This window comes from Streptomyces sp. NPDC007189 (genome assembly GCF_040703635.1).
Classification (GTDB): Bacteria; Actinomycetota; Actinomycetes; order Streptomycetales; family Streptomycetaceae; genus Streptomyces.
Map to the genome: position 1 here is coordinate 178,221 of NZ_JBEYEY010000009.1, position 17,581 is coordinate 195,801.

The 17,581-nt window shown below is 71.7% G+C and carries 15 protein-coding genes; 12 read left to right on the plus strand and 3 right to left on the minus strand.

Features of this window, described 5'->3' with window-relative positions; genetic code table 11:
- Positions 1–48: 48 nt before the first annotated feature.
- Entirely contained in the window at positions 49–1,503 is a 1,455-nt protein-coding gene (locus AB0950_RS20330) for a cytosine permease (protein ID WP_366779120.1), read from the minus strand.
- Positions 1,504–1,672: 169 nt separating this feature from the next.
- Between AB0950_RS20330 and ftsY the strand changes: the two genes are divergently transcribed.
- The gene (gene ftsY / locus AB0950_RS20335; protein WP_366779121.1) at positions 1,673–2,875 is read left to right on the plus strand and encodes a signal recognition particle-docking protein FtsY; all 1,203 of its coding nucleotides are present in this window, start codon (positions 1,673–1,675) and stop codon (positions 2,873–2,875) included.
- A 106-nt stretch (positions 2,876–2,981) separates the two neighbouring features.
- On the opposite strand, the gene AB0950_RS20340 is transcribed toward ftsY, so the two are convergent.
- A complete protein-coding gene (locus AB0950_RS20340; protein ID WP_360152535.1) occupies positions 2,982–3,644 on the minus strand; it encodes a bifunctional DNA primase/polymerase in 663 nt (220 codons plus the stop codon).
- Positions 3,645–4,102: 458 nt separating this feature from the next.
- Between AB0950_RS20340 and AB0950_RS20345 the strand changes: the two genes are divergently transcribed.
- The 5 genes from AB0950_RS20345 (at position 4,103) to ffh (ending at position 12,389) form a co-directional block, all read left to right on the plus strand.
- Complete coding sequence (locus AB0950_RS20345; protein ID WP_360152538.1) at positions 4,103–5,581, plus strand: hypothetical protein; 1,479 nt, start codon at positions 4,103–4,105, stop codon at positions 5,579–5,581.
- Between the two features lie 340 nt (positions 5,582–5,921).
- Entirely contained in the window at positions 5,922–7,265 is a 1,344-nt protein-coding gene (locus AB0950_RS20350) for an ammonium transporter (protein ID WP_360152541.1), read from the plus strand.
- The gene (locus AB0950_RS20355) at positions 7,262–7,600 is read left to right on the plus strand and encodes a P-II family nitrogen regulator (RefSeq protein WP_190180844.1); all 339 of its coding nucleotides are present in this window, start codon (positions 7,262–7,264) and stop codon (positions 7,598–7,600) included. Before AB0950_RS20350 ends, AB0950_RS20355 begins: the two co-directional genes overlap by 4 nt.
- Before the next feature lie 28 nt (positions 7,601–7,628).
- Positions 7,629–10,070, plus strand: a complete 2,442-nt coding sequence (locus AB0950_RS20360) for a [protein-PII] uridylyltransferase (RefSeq protein WP_366779122.1) — start codon at positions 7,629–7,631, stop codon at positions 10,068–10,070.
- 768 nt (positions 10,071–10,838) lie between these two features.
- Entirely contained in the window at positions 10,839–12,389 is a 1,551-nt protein-coding gene (gene ffh, locus AB0950_RS20365) for a signal recognition particle protein (protein ID WP_360152548.1), read from the plus strand.
- Between the two features lie 126 nt (positions 12,390–12,515).
- Here the strand turns inward: ffh and AB0950_RS20370 are convergent, their stop codons facing one another.
- A complete protein-coding gene (locus AB0950_RS20370) occupies positions 12,516–13,505 on the minus strand; it encodes an SAM-dependent methyltransferase (protein WP_366779123.1) in 990 nt (329 codons plus the stop codon).
- A gap of 523 nt (positions 13,506–14,028) precedes the next feature.
- On the opposite strand from AB0950_RS20370, the gene AB0950_RS20375 reads away from it, so the two are divergent.
- The 6 genes from AB0950_RS20375 to rplS all read left to right on the plus strand — a co-directional run bounded on the left by AB0950_RS20375 (position 14,029) and on the right by rplS (position 17,562).
- Positions 14,029–14,625: a hypothetical protein gene (locus tag AB0950_RS20375; protein WP_061925775.1), complete on the plus strand. Its 597-nt coding sequence runs from the start codon at positions 14,029–14,031 to the stop codon at positions 14,623–14,625.
- Positions 14,626–14,932: 307 nt separating this feature from the next.
- Positions 14,933–15,352, plus strand: a complete 420-nt coding sequence (gene rpsP, locus AB0950_RS20380; RefSeq protein WP_208898581.1) for a 30S ribosomal protein S16 — start codon at positions 14,933–14,935, stop codon at positions 15,350–15,352.
- Positions 15,353–15,357: 5 nt separating this feature from the next.
- Complete coding sequence (locus AB0950_RS20385; RefSeq protein WP_003973401.1) at positions 15,358–15,597, plus strand: RNA-binding protein; 240 nt, start codon at positions 15,358–15,360, stop codon at positions 15,595–15,597.
- Positions 15,598–15,700: 103 nt separating this feature from the next.
- A complete protein-coding gene (rimM, locus tag AB0950_RS20390) occupies positions 15,701–16,246 on the plus strand; it encodes a ribosome maturation factor RimM (RefSeq protein ID WP_360152556.1) in 546 nt (181 codons plus the stop codon).
- Positions 16,243–17,076, plus strand: a complete 834-nt coding sequence (trmD, locus tag AB0950_RS20395) for a tRNA (guanosine(37)-N1)-methyltransferase TrmD (RefSeq protein ID WP_360152559.1) — start codon at positions 16,243–16,245, stop codon at positions 17,074–17,076. Before rimM ends, trmD begins: the two co-directional genes overlap by 4 nt.
- Before the next feature lie 135 nt (positions 17,077–17,211).
- On the plus strand, positions 17,212–17,562 hold the full coding sequence (gene rplS / locus AB0950_RS20400; RefSeq protein ID WP_055704359.1) for a 50S ribosomal protein L19: 351 nt from the start codon (positions 17,212–17,214) through the stop codon (positions 17,560–17,562).
- Positions 17,563–17,581: the final 19 nt, after the last annotated feature.

Below are 17,581 nucleotides of genomic sequence, written 5' to 3' on the forward strand. Positions count from 1 at the left end.
AACGCGGGCGGGAGAATCCGTGCCCGCGGGACGGTCGGCCGGGATCCGTCAGGCGTTGACGGCGGCGCGCTCCTCGGCCGGCGCCGGCTCCGCGGCCTCCGGCCGCTTCACCGCCGGCTTCGGCAGGGCCAGATACAGCGCGCCCGAGATCGCGATCGTGGCCACCCAGCCGAGGCCGTACTCGCCGACGAGGTTGTTCTTCGCGAGCGGGCCGGTGAACCAGTCGGAGGTGGTGAACATCAGGCCCGAGACCAGGCCGATCGCCCAGGCGGCCACGGCCGCGGGGGAGAAGCCGCCCTTGTACCAGTAGGCGCTGGTGCGCGTGGTGTCGGCCAGCGCCGCGCCGTCGTACTCGGTGCGGCGCAGCATGTCCGCGCCGAACACGCCGACCCACGCGGAGAACGCGACCGCCAGCAGCGACAGGAAGGCGATGAACGAGCCCATGAAGCTCGTCGCCACCAGCATCAGCACACCGCCGAAGGCCAGCGAGATCACGGCGTTGACCGAGACCGCCCAGTGCCGCGGCACCTTGAAGCCGAGGGTCTGCGCGGTGAAGCCCGCCGAGTACATCGACATCGAGTTGATCAGCAGCATGCCGATCAGCGCGATGAACAGGTACGGCACCGCGATCCACGTCGGAAGGATCTCGCCGAGGAAGGACACCGGGTCGGTGGCCTTGGCCAGGTCCGGCGTGGACACCGCCATCACCGCGCCCATGAGCACCATGGGGAGCACGACGACACCGGCGCCGCCCACCGCCGTGCCGACGATCGCCTTCGAGGACGCCGTGCGGGGCAGGTAGCGGGTGAAGTCGGGGGCGGACGGGATCCAGCTGACACCGCCGGCCGCGATCATGCCGACACCGGTGATCACCGCCGCCGTCGAGCCGCCGCCGTGGTGCACCACCTTCGACCAGTCGGTGTTCGCCACCAGGTAGACCAGGACCAGCACCGAGAAGACGCCGAAGAGATAGGTCGCGTACTTGTTGCACTTCTGCACGGCGTTGATGCCGAGACCGGAGATCGCGAAGGTCGCGACCACGAAGGCCAGCAGCGTCACCATGTCCAGCACGCTGTTCGCCTTCAGGCCGAACAGGATGTCCAGGATGGTGAGCATCGCGTAGGCGCCGGTGACCGCGTTGATCGTCTCCCAGCCCCAGCGCGCGACCCAGATCAGCGAACCGGGCAGCAGATTGCCGCGCTGGCCGAAGACCGCGCGCGACAGCGCCATGCCGGGCGCGCCGCCGCGCTTGCCCGCGATGCCGATCAGACCGACCAGGCCGTACGACACGACCGGCGCGGCCACCGCGACGACGAGCGCCTGCCAGATGTCCAGGTGGTACGCCACGACCAGGCTCGCGCCCATCGTCAGCAGCAGCACGCTGATGTTGGCGCCCACCCAGGTGGGAAACAGCTCACGGGTCTTCGCGGTGCGCTCGTGATCCGGGACCTGCTCGATGCCTCGGGTCTCGAGAGCACCTTCGGTCTCGACGGTTTTGCTCATCAAAAAGGGGCCAGACGTGGGGGGACGGGGACGGTCGGGACTCTACGCGCGTGGACGGAGCCGCCACCATCGTACTTTGCTCCGAGTCCTCGCATTAAGTGGCGTTTGTCTCTGGGAGGAAGCCACAAACCGGCTCCCGCCCTACCCCATGGCTGATACTGGACGAGTTATGGAAACCGTCATCCTTGCTGTAGTCATCGCCGTGGTCGTGATCGCGGCGCTCGGCGGGCTGGTGATCGGCACCCGGCGCAAGAAGCCGCTGCCTCCGCCGCCCCCGAAGGCGCCCGACATCACCGCGCCCCCGGCCGAGCCGCACGTCGGCGACGAGGCCGAGACACCGCGCGAAGAACCGCGCCGGACCATCGAGGAGGTGGACCTCCCCGGCGGCCCCGCACCGGTCGTCGTGGAGGAGCCTCCCGCTGTCGAGGCTCCCGAGATCGAGATCCCGGAGCCCACCGCCGGCCGGCTCGTCCGGCTGCGCACCCGCCTGTCCCGCTCCCAGACCGCCCTCGGCAAGGGCCTGCTCACGCTGCTCTCGCGCGAGCACCTGGACGACGAGACCTGGGAGGAGATCGAGGACACGCTGCTCACCGCCGACGTCGGCGTGCAGCCCACCCAGGAGCTGGTCGAGGGCCTGCGCGAGCGCGTCAAGGTGCTCGGCACCCGCACCCCCGAGGAACTGCGCGGCCTGCTGCGCGAGGAGCTGCTCAAGCTGGTCGGCGCCGACGTCGACCGTACGGTCAAGACCGAGCCCGCCGACCGCAAGCCCGGCATCGTGATGGTCGTCGGCGTCAACGGCACCGGCAAGACCACCACCACCGGCAAGCTCGCGCGCGTGCTCGTCGCCGACGGCCGTACGGTCGTGCTCGGCGCCGCCGACACCTTCCGCGCCGCCGCCGCCGACCAGCTGCAGACCTGGGGCGAGCGGGTCGGCGCCTACACCGTGCGCGGCCCCGAGGGCGGCGACCCCGCCTCCGTCGCCTTCGACGCGGTGAAGGAAGGCAAGGAGATGGGGGTCGACGTCGTCCTCATCGACACCGCCGGCCGGCTGCACACCAAGACCGGCCTCATGGACGAGCTGGGCAAGGTCAAGCGCGTCGTGGAGAAGCACGCGCCGCTCGACGAGGTGCTGCTCGTCCTGGACGCCACCACCGGCCAGAACGGCCTGGTGCAGGCCCGCGTCTTCGCGGAGGTCGTGGACATCACCGGCATCGTGCTGACCAAGCTGGACGGCACCGCCAAGGGCGGCATCGTCGTCGCGGTCCAGCGCGAGCTGGGCGTGCCGGTCAAGCTGGTCGGGCTCGGCGAGGGCGCGGACGACCTGGCGCCCTTCGAGCCGGAGGCCTTCGTGGACGCCCTCATCGGCGACTGAGCAGCCGGAGTATCGACGGCCTGCTTCCACGGCCTGCTACGAGAAGCGCCCGCCCCAAGGTGCAGTTGGGTACGGGCGCTTCGCCTTGTCCGGCGGCGTACGGCTGTTACGCCCGCGCCCGCGACCGGTGCGCCACATACGCCAGGGTGCCCAGCAGCAGCCGGGCCGCCGGTGGGCGGGTCGCCGAGTCCAGCGCGGGAGGGCGCAGCCAGCGCACCGGGCCGAGGCCGCCCCGGTCGGAGGGCGGCGCGGTGATGTGCGTACCGGGGCCGAGGCCGCGCAGGTCCAGGGCCGAGGGATCGTCCCAGCCCATGCGGTAGAGCAGCCGGGGCAGCTCCGCGGCGGCGCCGGGGGCGACGAAGAAGTGGGCGCGGCCGTCCGGGGTCGCGGTCACCGGGCCGAGGGGCAGTCCCATCCGCTCCAGGCGGACCAGGGCGCGGCGGCCGGCGGCCTCGGAGACCTCGATGACGTCGAACGCCCGGCCCACCGGCAGCATCACCGCGGCGCCCGGGAACTCCGCCCAGGCCTTGCTCACCTCGTCGAGCGTGGCCCCGGCCGGCACCGGGGGAGCGAAGTCCAGTGGGTGTGCGCCGGGCGCCGCGCAGTCCGCGCGTCCGCACGAGCACGCGCCCGCCGCGGCCCGCGCCCCCGGCACCACGTCCCAGCCCCACAGCCCGGTGAACTCGGCGACGGCGGTGCACTCCGACGAACGGCCGCGCCGACGCGTGCCGGAACGAATCTCGCGAATGCCGCCGATCGTGAAGCCCATGCCCCCTCCAACGGGTCCAGCGCGCCGGTGGTTACGCCACGGAACGAGACGGAAGCGGAACGTAACGCTACGGCTCCGCCTTCCCTTGCCGACGCGAACGCAAGGCAGCGCCTTGAGGCACAACGGGTGGCGCGTCGGGGTCTTCACGCCCCCCGTGCGCACCACTCCGCCCACTTCCGGCCGTCCTATGTCAAGTGAATCGCGGACCGGCCATCGTGAGTTCATTCGAAGGGGTGGCGAATGGTGGCGATTCTGGGATCCCCGTGGCTGGACGGGTGATCGTAGGATTACTCTGAGTGTGCGAGTCGGGTCGGCATATGCATCAGTGGGTATGCCGGAGGCGAGTCGTCAGCTCGTTCGAAGGGTGAGAACCGGCGGACAGCAGGCCGTATTTACCGGCATTCTGATAGGGCTTGGCGCACTCGACGACAAGTGGTCTCAGGGATGGGGGCGTTCCAGTGGGCGGCAACGGCGGTAGCGGGACGAACGCTGACAAGCGCCCCAACGAGCTGCTCGGGTCGTGGTTCGTGCGCAGCGGCTGGTCCAAGGGCGAGCTGGCTCGCCAAGTGAACCGCCGGGCACGCCAGTTGGGCGCCAACCACATCTCCACCGACACCTCGCGCGTGCGCCGCTGGCTGGACGGGGAGAACCCGCGCGAGCCGATCCCGCGCATCCTCTCGGAGCTGTTCTCCGAGCGCTTCGGCTGCGTGGTCTCCATCGAGGACCTCGGCCTGCGCGCCGCCCGCCCGACGCCCTCCGCCTCCGGAGTCGACCTGCCCTGGACCGCCCCGCAGACGGTCGCCCTGCTCGGCGAGTTCTCGCGCAGCGACCTGATGCTGGCCCGGCGCGGCTTCCTCGGCGCCTCGCTGGCGCTGTCCGCCGGCCCGTCCCTGATCGAGCCGATGCAGCGCTGGCTCGTGCCGAGCCCCGGCTCCCCGGTCCCCGCCGAGCCCGAGCCGCTCCTCGACGCGCGCAGGCCCGGCCGGCTGTCCAAGCCCGAGCTGGAGCTGCTGGAGCACACCACGCGGATGTTCCGCCAGTGGGACGCCCAGTGCGGCGGCGGCCTGCGCCGCAAGGCGGTCGTCGGCCAGCTGCACGAGGTCACCGACCTGCTCCAGGAGCCACAGCCGGAGGCCACCAGCCGCAAACTCTTCAAGGTCGCGGCCGAACTCGCCGAACTGGCGGGCTGGATGAGCTACGACGTCGGACTCCAGCCCACCGCGCAGAAGTACTTCGTCCTCGCCCTGCACGCGGCCAAGGAGGCCGGCGACCGGCCGCTGGGCTCGTACATCCTCTCCAGCATGAGCCGCCAGATGATCCATCTCGGCCGGCCCGACGACGCGCTCGAGCTGATCCACCTCGCCCAGTACGGCAGCCGGGACTGCGCCAGCCCGCGCACCCTGTCCATGCTGTATGCGATGGAGGCCCGCGCCTACGCCAACATGGGCCAGCCCGGCAAGACCAAGCGCGCGGTCCGCATGGCGGAGGACACCTTCGCCGAGGCCGACGAGTGGGACGAGCCGGACCCCGACTGGATCCGCTTCTTCTCCGAGGCCGAGCTGTACGGCGAGAACTCCCACTCCTTCCGCGACCTCGCCTACGTCGCCGGACGCAGCCCGACCTATGCCTCCCTCGCCGAGCCGCTCATGCAGAAGGCGGTGGAGCTGTTCGCCGAGGACGGCGAGCACCAGCGGTCGTACGCGCTGAACCTGATCGGCATGGCCACCGTGCACCTGCTGAGGCGCGAGCCCGAGCAGAGCACGGCCTACGCCGAGCAGGCCATGGACATCGCCAAGAAGGTCCGCTCCGAGCGTGTGAACACTCGTATCCGAAAGACGGTCGACGCGGCCGTCCGCGACTACGGCGATCTCGCGGCCGTGGTCGACCTCACCGATCGGCTCGCCGCCGATCTGCCGGAGGCCGCCGAAGCGGTCTGATCACCCGGCACCCCCGCCCCGGCCGCGGCCGGTCCTCCCCGAACTGCCCGACTCGGCTCCCCCACGCCAGGTCATCGGAGAGGCCGCCGCGGCCGGCCTGTGTGTCCGGCGAGATCTCCGGAACAGGTTGCGTCACGATAACGGTCGGCACGGCCGGGATCCGGCAGTTCATGGAGGCGTAACACGCCCGGCGTCTTCGTCACCCCGGTGAAACAACGAGGGGCTTCGACCGAAACCGCGCTGCGCCACTCTCATGGCGCATAACCGGCCCACCCCACGACCCGCCGGACCGCTCAGGCACCGCCCGCACGGGGCCGTACCAACCGACGAGGAGACGCCGATGGCACCGGCCATCACGCTTGCCGCGGAGGCACCCAAGCTGTCTGCCGCGAACACAGGCTTCATGCTCATTGCTTCCGCCCTGGTCCTGATCATGACGCCGGGTCTCGCCTTCTTCTACGGAGGCATGGTCCGCGTCAAGAGCACCCTGAACATGCTGATGATGAGCTTCATCAGCATGGGCATCGTCACCATCCTCTGGGTGCTCTACGGCTTCTCCCTCGCCTTCGGCACGAACAACAGCCTCATCGGCTGGGACTCCGACTGGTTCGGCCTGCGCAAGATCGGTCTGACGGAGCTGTGGCCCGGTTACACGATCCCGATCTTCGTGTTCATGGTCTTCCAGATGATGTTCGCGATCATCACGCCGGCCCTGATCAGCGGCGCCCTCGCGGACCGCGTGAAGTTCTCGGCCTGGGCGCTGTTCATCGCCCTGTGGCTCACGATCGTCTACGTCCCGGTCGCCCACTGGGTCTGGGGCGCCGACGGCTGGGCCTACAAGCTCGGTGTGATCGACTTCGCGGGTGGTACGGCGGTCCACATCAACGCGGGTGCCGGCGCCCTCGGTGTCATCCTCGTCATCGGCAAGCGCGTCGGCTTCAAGAAGGACCCGATGCGCCCGCACAGCCTCCCGCTGGTCATGCTCGGCGCAGGGCTCCTGTGGTTCGGCTGGTTCGGCTTCAACGCGGGCTCCTGGCTCGGCAACGACGACGGCGTCGGCGCGCTGATGTTCGTCAACACGCAGGTCGCGACCGCCGCCGCCATGCTGGCCTGGCTCGCCTACGAGAAGATCCGGCACGGCGCGTTCACCACGCTGGGCGCCGCCTCCGGCGCGGTCGCCGGTCTGGTCGCGATCACCCCGTCCGGCGGCGCGGTCTCCCCGCTCGGCGCGATCGCGGTCGGCGCCATCGCCGGTGTCGCCTGCGCCGCGGCCGTGGGCCTGAAGTTCAGGTTCGGCTACGACGACTCCCTCGACGTCGTCGGCGTCCACATGGTCGGCGGCATCCTCGGCTCCCTGCTGATCGGCTTCTTCGCCACCGGCAAGGGCCAGTCCACCGCGACCGGCGTCTTCTACGGCGACCACTCCTTCACCCAGCTGTGGAAGCAGTGCGCCGGTGTCGGCGCGGTCCTCGCCTACTCCCTGGTCGCCTCCGCGGTCCTCGCCTTCCTGCTCGACAAGACGATCGGCATGCGGGTCACCGAGGACGAGGAGATCTCCGGCATCGACCAGGCCGAGCACGCCGAGACCGCCTACGACTTCAGCGGCACCGGCGGCGGCGTCCTCGGCTCCACCGCCCACGTCCCGTCCCTGGCCGCCACGCAGACCAAGAAGGTTGACGCATGAAGCTCATCACCGCCGTCGTCAAGCCGCACCGGCTGGACGAGATCAAGGAGGCCCTGCAGGCATTCGGCGTGCACGGCCTGACGGTCACCGAGGCCAGCGGTTACGGTCGTCAGCGGGGCCACACCGAGGTCTACCGCGGTGCCGAGTACACCGTCGACCTGGTCCCCAAGATCCGCATCGAGGTGCTGGCCGAGGACGACGACGCCGAGCAGCTGATCGAGGTCATCGTCAAGGCGGCCCGCACGGGCAAGATCGGTGACGGCAAGGTCTGGTCCCTGCCGGTCGGCACGGCCGTACGGGTCCGCACCGGCGAGCGCGGCCCCGACGCGCTCTGAGCACCACTTCGAGAACGGGAGTCGCTGGGTGACGGGAACGGACGAGCGCATGGCAGAGGACTCGGGACCCAGCGGCTACGCGGCGGCCCGGCTGCGCCTCCTCACCGAGGGGGCGCGGTCCGGGCCGCCGCGCCGTTCCGCCCTCGCCGAGCTGACCGACGACTGGCTCGCCGGACTGTTCACGGCTGCGGCCGCGGGACGCGCGGGAGTCTCCCTGGTCGCCGTCGGCGGCTACGGCCGCGGCGAGCTGTCCCCGCGCAGCGACCTCGACCTGCTGCTGCTGCACGACGGCTCCGACCCCGGCGCGGTCGCCGCCCTCGCCGACCGCCTCTGGTACCCCGTGTGGGACCTCGGCATCGCCCTCGACCACTCCGTGCGCACCCCGGCCGAGGCCCGCAAGACCGCCGGGGACGATCTGAAGGTCCACCTCGGTCTCCTGGACGCCCGCCATCTCGCCGGCGACCTCGGGCTCACCGCCGGCCTGCGCACGGCCGTCCTCGCCGACTGGCGCAACCAGGCCCCCAAACGCCTGCCCGAACTGCAGGAACTGTGCGCCGAGCGCGCCGCGCGCCAGGGCGAACTGCGGTACCTGCTGGAACCCGACCTCAAGGAGGCGCGCGGCGGCCTGAGGGACGCCACCGCCCTGCGCGCCGTCGCCGCCTCCTGGCTGGCCGACGCCCCGCGCGAGGGCCTCGCCGACGCGCGCCGGCGGCTGCTCGACGTCCGGGACGCGCTGCACCTGGTGACGGGCCGAGCCACCGACCGGCTCGCGCTCCAGGAACAGGACCAGGTGGCCGCCGAACTGGGCCTCCTGGACGCCGACACGCTGCTCCGGCAGGTCTACGAGGCCGCAGGCATCGTCTCGTACGCCAGTGACGTCACCTGGCGGGAAGTGGGGCGCGTGCTGCGGTCGCGCGCCGTACGCCCGCGTCTGCGCGCCATGCTGGGCGGCGGCAAGCCGGTCGCCGAGCGCTCGCCCCTGGCCGAGGGCGTCGTGGAGCAGGACGGCGAGGTGGTACTCGCCCGCGCCGCGCGCCCCGAACGCGACCCCGTGCTTCCGCTGCGCGCCGCGGCCGCCGCCGCGCAGGCCGGCCTCCCGCTCTCCCTGCACGCCGTACGGCGCATGGCCGCCACCGCGCGCCCCCTGCCCACGCCCTGGCCCGCCGAGGCCCGCGAGCAGCTGGTCACCCTGCTCGGTTCCGGCCGCCCGACCGTCGAGGTCTGGGAGGCGCTGGAGGCCGAGGGCCTGATCAGCCGCCTGCTGCCGGACTGGGAGCGGGTCCGCTGCCGCCCGCAGCGCAACGCCGTCCACATCTGGACGGTCGACCGGCACCTGATCGAGACGGCCGTCCGCGCCTCCGAACTCACCCGCCGCGTCAGCCGACCCGACCTGCTGCTCGTCGCCGCCCTGCTGCACGACATCGGCAAGGGCTGGCCCGGCGACCACTCCGTGGCCGGCGAGATCATCGCCAAGGACGTGGCCGCACGGATCGGCTTCGACCGCGCGGACGTGACCGTGCTGTCGCTCCTGGTCCGCCACCACCTGCTCCTGATCGAGACGGCCACCCGCCGCGACCTGGACGACCCGGCCACCGTCCGCTCGGTCGCCGAGGCCGTCGGCACCCAGAGCACCCTGGAGCTGCTGCACGCCCTCACCGAGGCCGACGCCCTCGCCACCGGGCCCGCGGCGTGGTCCTCCTGGCGCGGCTCCCTCGTCGCCGATCTCGTCCGGCGCGTGCGGGCCGTGCTCGCGGGCGACGCCCCCGGCGAGCCGGAACCCGCCGCGCCCACCGCCGAACAGGAGCGGCTCGCGGTCGAGGCGTTCCGCACCGGCGGCCCGGTCCTCGCGCTGCGCGCCCAGACGGAACCGGCCACCGAGGCCGAAGCCTCCGGCGAACCCCTCGGCGTGGAACTGCTCATCGCCGTACCCGACCAGCCCGCCGTGCTCCCCGCCGTCGCCGGCGTCCTCGCGGTGCACCGGCTCACCGTCCGTACGGCGGAACTCCGCGCCGTGCGCCTGCCCGACGACGTCGACGACGGCTCGGTGCTGCTGCTCAACTGGCGGGTGGCCGCCGAGTACGGCTCCCTGCCGCAGGCCACCCGGCTGCGCGCCGACCTCGTCCGCGCCCTGGACGGCACCCTGGACATCGCCGGGCGGCTCGCCGAACGGGACGCGGCCTATCCGAGGCGCCGCGGCTGGATCGCCCCCCCGCCCCGGGTGACGGTGGCCCCGGCCGCCTCCCACCACGCCACGGTGATCGAGGTCCGCGCCCAGGACGCCCCCGGCCTGCTGCACCGCATCGGCATGGCCCTGGAGAAGGCGGGCGTGCGGGTACGCAGCATGCACGTGTCGACCCTGGGCTCCAACGCGGTGGACGCCTTCTACGTCACAACCGACACGGGCGAGCCCCTGCCCCGCGAAGACGCGGGCTCCCTGGCCCACGCACTGGAGGAGACGCTGCGGGGGTGAACTCCGGGCGCGCTGCGCTCCCGCGCCTCGCGGGGTGGGCGGATGTGGTTCGGGGGCGCGGAGTTTTCGCGCGTCCGCAGGAGCGAGTCGGCGCGGCCGCGGGCGTCGCAGCCCTGCGCGCGCACGGGCGGCGGCGATCGCAGCCCGAGCAACCATCGGCGGGTGCAGGCAGCAGGCATCGCGCCCCACGCGCCTCCCGGCATCGGGCCGCCACATGCCCTATGGCACCAGCGTGCACGCGCCCGGGCATTGCGCCCCCGCGCCGCGTCCCCTCACCCCCAGCGCTCCCAGCGCCGCCCGCGTGCACGCCTCTGGCATCGCGCCCCGGCGCCTCGCCCCACATCCCCAGGGTCCGCCCCCCACACGCTCGCAGCGCCACCCGCGTGCACGCCCCCCGGGCATTGCGCCCCCGGCGTCTCGCCCCCTCACCCCGAGCGTCCGCCCCCACACGCTCCCAGCGCCACCCGCGTGCACGCCCCCCGGGCATTGCGCCCCCGGCGTCTCGCCCCTCACCCCCAGCGCCCGCCCCCACACGTTCCAGCGTTACCCGCGTGCACGCGCCCGGGCATCGCGCCCCGGCGCCTCGCCCCCACACCCCCACACCCCCACACCCCCAGCGCTCGCCCCCACACGCTCCCAGCGTCCGCCGACCGCCCGTATCCCGCCCTCCGTGCTCACCGGTGCGGGCGGGCGCGGACGGATTGGTTGCGCGGGCGGATACCCTGGAGGGCAGCCCAAACGACCCCGACCTCGAGGACCGACGCCACCGTGTTCGATACCCTCTCCGACCGCCTCAGCGCGACTTTCAAAAATCTCCGCGGCAAGGGGCGCCTCAGCGAGGCGGACATCGACGCCACGGCACGCGAGATCCGCATCGCGCTCCTCGAGGCGGACGTGGCCCTGCCCGTCGTCCGCTCGTTCATCAAGAACGTCAAGGAGCGTGCCCTCGGCGCCGAGGTCTCCAAGGCGCTGAACCCGGCCCAGCAGGTCCTGAAGATCGTCAACGACGAGCTCGTCACGATCCTCGGCGGCGAGACCCGGCGCCTGCGCTTCGCCAAGCAGCCGCCCACCGTGATCATGCTGGCGGGTCTGCAGGGTGCCGGTAAGACCACCCTCGCGGGCAAGCTCGGCCGGTGGCTGAAGGAGCAGGGCCACTCGCCCCTCCTGGTCGCCGCCGACCTCCAGCGCCCGAACGCCGTCAACCAGCTCAGCGTCGTCGCCGAGCGGGCGGGCGTGGCCGTGTACGCGCCGGAGCCGGGCAACGGCGTCGGCGACCCGGTCAAGGTCGCCAAGGACTCCATCGACTTCGCGAAGTCCAAGGTCCACGACATCGTGATCGTGGACACCGCCGGCCGCCTCGGCATCGACGCCGAGATGATGCAGCAGGCCGCGGACATCCGCGACGCCGTCAGCCCCGACGAGATCCTGTTCGTCGTCGACGCGATGATCGGTCAGGACGCGGTCAACACCGCCGAGGCCTTCCGCGACGGCGTCGGCTTCGACGGCGTGGTGCTCTCCAAGCTCGACGGCGACGCCCGCGGTGGCGCCGCCCTTTCGATCCGGCAGATCACCGGCAAGCCGATCATGTTCGCGTCGAACGGCGAGAAGCTCGACGACTTCGACGCCTTCCACCCGGACCGGATGGCCTCCCGCATCCTCGACATGGGTGACCTGCTCACCCTGATCGAGCAGGCGGAGAAGACCTTCAGCCAGGAAGAGGCCGCCAAGATGGCCTCGAAGCTGGCGTCCAAGAAGGGCCAGGACTTCACCCTGGACGACTTCCTGGCCCAGATGGAGCAGGTCCGGAAGATGGGCAGCATCTCCAAGCTGCTCGGCATGCTCCCGGGCATGGGCCAGATCAAGGACCAGATCAACAACATCGACGAGCGCGACGTCGACCGCACCGCCGCGATCATCAAGTCGATGACCCCGGCCGAGCGCCAGGACCCGACGATCATCAACGGCTCCCGCCGCGCCCGTATCGCCAAGGGCTCCGGTGTCGAGGTCAGCGCGGTGAAGAACCTGGTCGAGCGGTTCTTCGAGGCCCGCAAGATGATGTCCCGCATGGCCCAGGGCGGCGGTATGCCGGGCATGCCGGGGATCCCGGGCATGGGCGGCGGCCCCGGCCGGGCGAAGAAGCAGCCGAAGAAGGCCAAGGGCAAGCAGCGCTCCGGCAACCCGATGAAGCGCAAGCAGCAGGAGCTGGAGGAGGCCCAGCGCCGCGAGGCCGCCGCGCAGGGCGGTAACGCCTTCGGGCTGCCGCAGCAGGGCGGTCAGGACTTCGAGCTGCCGGACGAGTTCAAGAAGTTCATGGGCTGATCCGCCCGAGTCCACCTCCGCGCGTGCCGGGGGTTGGCCATGGCCGTACCGACGGCATATGGCCAACCCCGCTCGGACGCCCTCGCCGAGGCGCTGCCGGCGAACGAGACGCTGACAGACCCAGGTCTAGGGCACGCGCGCGACGAGGTAACGGAAGACGTTCGGCATCCACACGGTCCCGTCGGTGCGCCGGTAAGGATGCAGGGCCTCCGTCAGCTCCTTGTCGACCTGCTTGGCGTCCGTCGCCGCGATCGCCGCGTCGAACAGACCGGTCGACAGCAGCCCCCGTACCGCGCTGTCGGTGTCGGCGTACCCGAACGGACAGGCCACCCGCCCCGAGCCGTCCGGTTTCAGCCCCGCCCGCTGGGCGACCTCCTCCAGGTCGTCCCGCCGGGCGGGACGCCAGCTGCGCGCGCTGCGCAAAGGATCGGCCAGTTTCGTCGCCACCCGCAGCACCGAGGAGGTGGCGCAGCGCTCCGGCGGCCCCCAGCCGGCCAGCACCACGGCGGCCCCGCGCGCGGCCAGCGGCAGTGCGTCCGCCAGCAGCTCACCGAGCCCCTCGGAGTCGCCCGCGAGGCAGCCGATCGGCTCGAAGACGGTCACCAGGGTGTAGGGGGAGTCCTCCAAACCGGCCGCGTCACGGGACGAGCCGCCGACGAGCCGAGCGCCACGCGCGCGTGTACGGCCGCCCGCGCCGACCCCGCTCTCCCCGCGCGGCCCCTGCCCGCGCCCGCCGTCGTCCCCGGGCCCGGTGGCCACGGTTCTGCTCTCGCCGCGCGGCCCGTCCTTTCTGGATCCGGCGCCGGCGCCCCCGTTCGCGCCGCGCGAGGCGCCCGGCAGCAGCCGCTCGCGGGCCAGGGCGAGCCGCTCGGGGGAGGCGGCGTCGACACCGGTGACCTCGGCCCCTCTGCCGGCCGCCAGCAGCAGGGCGAGCCCGGCGCCGCAGCGCAGGCCCAGCAGCCGGGTGCCGGGGCCCACTTCGAGTCGTTCGTGGACGGCTTCGTAGAGCGGCACCAGCATCCGCTCCTGGATCTCGGACCAGTCACGCGCGCGTGCGCACAGGTCCACGCGGGGTGCCGCGTGAGCCACGTGCTGTCGCACGAGCGTAGGTGTCATAGGTAAGCGCCCCAATCCGCCGACAGTTCACCGCTGTGTCCGGTTGCGTGGCCCCCGTGCCGTGCGCGCGCACTTCCCACGTATGCCAGGTAACTCCCGGCTCGCTGCCCCGTCCAGGGGTCGTGGGGCCCGGCTTGGGGTGCGGACGCCGGTGTGGCGAGATTTCACATCCCCGCAACCTGCGTGGCCGTACGGTGTCCGCTCCGGCGGACGGGCCGGTACCGCGAGGTCGGACGGCGCGCGGTAACGTCACGCGCGTCACGGACGCTGACCGAGGTGAGGCCTCGCGACGAGAGCGGCCGAAACACCTCTTGCGCACCCGCCGGCCCCTCTCGCACCGGGCACTACTGGCCGGGACGTACGGCGGCCTACGCACCAGCTTGGTAGGAGCTGTGAGGCTTCTCCGCAGATCAGCGCACCCGCCCTCGTCCGGACGCATCAGCGGCAACTGACGGGTACGTGCAAATTATTTGAGATGGCCCCGGAATAGGAACACATCCGAGCTCCCGCTCGTTGTCATTACGTGAGCACGACACAGACACCACCTGTTCTCGCCGCGGAGCTGGCACAGGCGTGGGCCGACATTCAGCGGTACCACCCCGAGCTGCCTGACCTCGCCGCCCCGGAATCCCTGATCGGAGAGTCGTCGTCCGCCTGCGGCCACGAGCTCTCCTTCGAGCGCCTGCTGCACGAGGCAGTCCACGGCATCGCCGCCGCCCGCGGCGTCCGCGACACCTCCCGCGCCGGCCGCTACCACAACCGCCGTTTCCTGGCCATCGCCGAGGAGCTGGGCCTCGACCACCCGGAGGAGCCGCACCCGAGCAGCGGTTTCTCCCTGGTCACGCTCAACCCCGAGGCCAAGCGCCGCTACCGCCCGACGATCGAGCGGCTCCAGCGCGCGCTGAAGGCCCACACGGCGGCCACCTCCTCGGACACCAGCCGCACCTTCCGGGGGCCGGCCGCGCGGCACGGCTCCTCCGGGGGCGGCGTCCGGGTCAAGGCGGTGTGCGACTGCGGCCGCAACGTCCGGGTGGTCCCCTCGGTCCTGGCCCAGGCCCCGATCGTCTGCGGCGGCTGCGGCAAGCCGTTCCGGATCCCGGAGGTCGCGGGAGCGGCGTGAGGCGGCCGCGCGGAGCACCGGCATCTCGTGGGTGCCGGACCGCAGCCGGCGACTGCATGGCATCGGACGGCGCACCCGACGTGACCTCACCTCCACGCCGGGTGCCTCCGACCCATGCCCAAAGCTCACCGTCCCGGCCCGGCCAAAAGCGCCCCTCAGGGTGTGGCACAATGGCTAGCTGTACTCGACAGCCGCACAGGACCCCTCTCTCCTCCGGCTGACGCGTCCATCGGGCACTCGGGTACCGCAACCCCACGCGGCTCTCTCGCCGTGCCCAACCACGTCAAATCCAGGAGAATCCACTCCCGTGGCAGTCAAGATCAAGCTGAAGCGTCTGGGCAAGATCCGTTCGCCTCACTACCGCATCGTCGTCGCCGACTCCCGCACCCGCCGTGACGGCCGGGCGATCGAGGAGATCGGCAAGTACCACCCGACCTACAACCCGTCGGTCATCGAGGTGGACGCCGAGCGTGTGGCGTACTGGCTCGGTGTCGGCGCTCAGCCGACGGAGCCCGTGCTCGCCATTCTGAAGAAGACCGGCGACTGGCAGAAGTTCAAGGGCGAGCCGGCCCCCGCGCCGCTGCTCACCGCCGAGCCGAAGCCGGCCCGTCCGTCGTTCGAGGCGCTCGGTGGTGACGACGAGGGCAAGGGTGAGGCGATCACCCAGAAGAAGAAGGCTGAGAAGAAGGACGAGGCGGCTGCCGAGTCCGAGTCGACCGAGGCCTGAGCAGCATGCTCGAAGAGGCGCTTGAGCACCTCGTGAAGGGCATCGTCGACAACCCTGACGATGTGCAGGTCGCCTCGCGCAACCTGCGTCGCGGGCGCGTGCTCGAGGTCCGGGTCCACCCGGACGACCTCGGCAAGGTGATCGGCCGCAACGGCCGCACCGCGCGCGCTCTGCGCACCGTCGTGGGCGCCATCGGCGGTCGCGGCGTCCGCGTCGACCTCGTCGACGTGGACCACGTCCGCTGACGCTTCAACGCAACCGGCTCGGGCCGGGGAGGGCCACTGGCCGTCCCCGGCCCGCAGTCGTATGAGCAGGACGCCGGCAGGAGATGACAGGAGAATTGGACACGTGCAGCTGGTAGTCGCACGGATCGGCCGTGCCCATGGCATCAAGGGCGAGGTCACCGTCGAGGTACGCACCGACGAGCCGGAACTCCGGCTGGCGCCCGGCGCCGTACTCGCCACGGACCCCGCCTCCGCGGGACCGCTGACCATCGAGACGGGACGCGTCCACAGCGGCCGCCTCCTGCTGCGCTTCGAGGGCGTCACCGACCGCAGCGCGGCCGAGGCCCTGCGCAACACCCTCCTGATCGCCGAGGTCGATCCCGAGGAGCTGCCCGAGGGCGAGGACGAGTACTACGACCACCAGCTCATCGACCTCGACGTGGTCACCGAGGACGGCGAGGAGGTCGGCCGGATCACCGAGATCTCGCACCTGCCCTCCCAGGACCTGTTCATCGTGGAGCGGCCGGACGGGACCGAGGTCATGATCCCCTTCGTCGAGGAGATCGTCACCGACATCGACCTGGCGGAGCAGAAGGCGGTCATCGCCCCGCCGCCAGGCCTGATCGACGACCGCGCCGAGATCGCGTCCGTGAGGGAAGACAGCGAATGAGGCTCGACGTCGTCACGATCTTCCCCGAGTACCTGGAACCCCTGAACGTCTCCCTCGTGGGCAAGGCACGCGCGCGTGGACAGCTCGACGTCCGGGTGCACGACCTGCGGGACTGGACGTACGACCGGCACCACACGGTCGACGACACGCCCTACGGCGGCGGCCCCGGCATGGTCATGAAGACCGAGCCCTGGGGCGACGCCCTGGACACGATCCTCGCCGACGGGTACGAGAACGGTGACCGGGCGCCCGCGCTGATCGTGCCCACGCCCAGCGGCCGGCCCTTCACCCAGGAACTCGCCGTGGAGCTCTCCGAGCGCCCCTGGCTGATCTTCACACCGGCCCGCTACGAGGGCATCGACCGGCGCGTCATGGACGAGTACGCCACGCGCGTGCCCGTCCACGAGGTCTCCATCGGCGACTACGTCCTCGCCGGCGGAGAGGCGGCCGTCCTGGTCATCACGGAGGCCGTGGCGCGGCTGCTGCCCGGCGTCCTCGGCAACGCCGACTCCCACCGCGACGACTCCTTCGCGCCCGGCGCGATGGCGAGCCTCCTCGAAGGCCCCGTCTACACCAAGCCGCCCGTGTGGCGCGGCCGCGACATCCCCGAGGTGCTGCTCAGCGGTCACCACGGCAGGATCGCCCGCTGGCGCCGCGACGAGGCCCTCAGGCGTACGACCGCCCACCGGCCGGACCTGATCGAGCGCTGCGACCCCAAGGCCTTCGACAAGAAGGACCGCGAGATGCTCTCCATCCTGGGCTGGGAGCCGGACCCTGCGGGCGAGCCGTACGGGCGATTTTGGCGGCGGGCCGCGGGCGTGGAAGAATAGGCCGCTGTTGTGCGCCCGTCCGGCGTGCGCCCCTGCCACAGGGGGAGACGACGCCCGCCCCGACCCGCACACGGCTTCGTGCAAACACCTAGTTTCCGTTGATGACCTGTGGCATCAGCGAAGAAAGCAGACGAAATGTCTCACCTGCTCGACTCCGTCGACGCCGCGTCGCTGCGCAGCGACATCCCGGCCTTCCGCCCGGGCGACACCGTCAACGTCCACGTCCGCGTCATCGAGGGCAACCGCTCCCGTGTGCAGCAGTTCAAGGGCGTGGTGATCCGTCGCCAGGGCTCCGGTGTCCGCGAGACCTTCACGGTCCGCAAGGTCTCGTTCTCCGTCGGCGTCGAGCGCACCTTCCCGGTGCACACCCCGATCGTCGAGAAGATCGAGCTGGTCACCCGCGGTGACGTGCGCCGCGCCAAGCTGTACTACCTCCGTGACCTGCGCGGCAAGGCCGCGAAGATCAAGGAGAAGCGCGAGAGCTGAGCGCTTCACCGGCGTCACA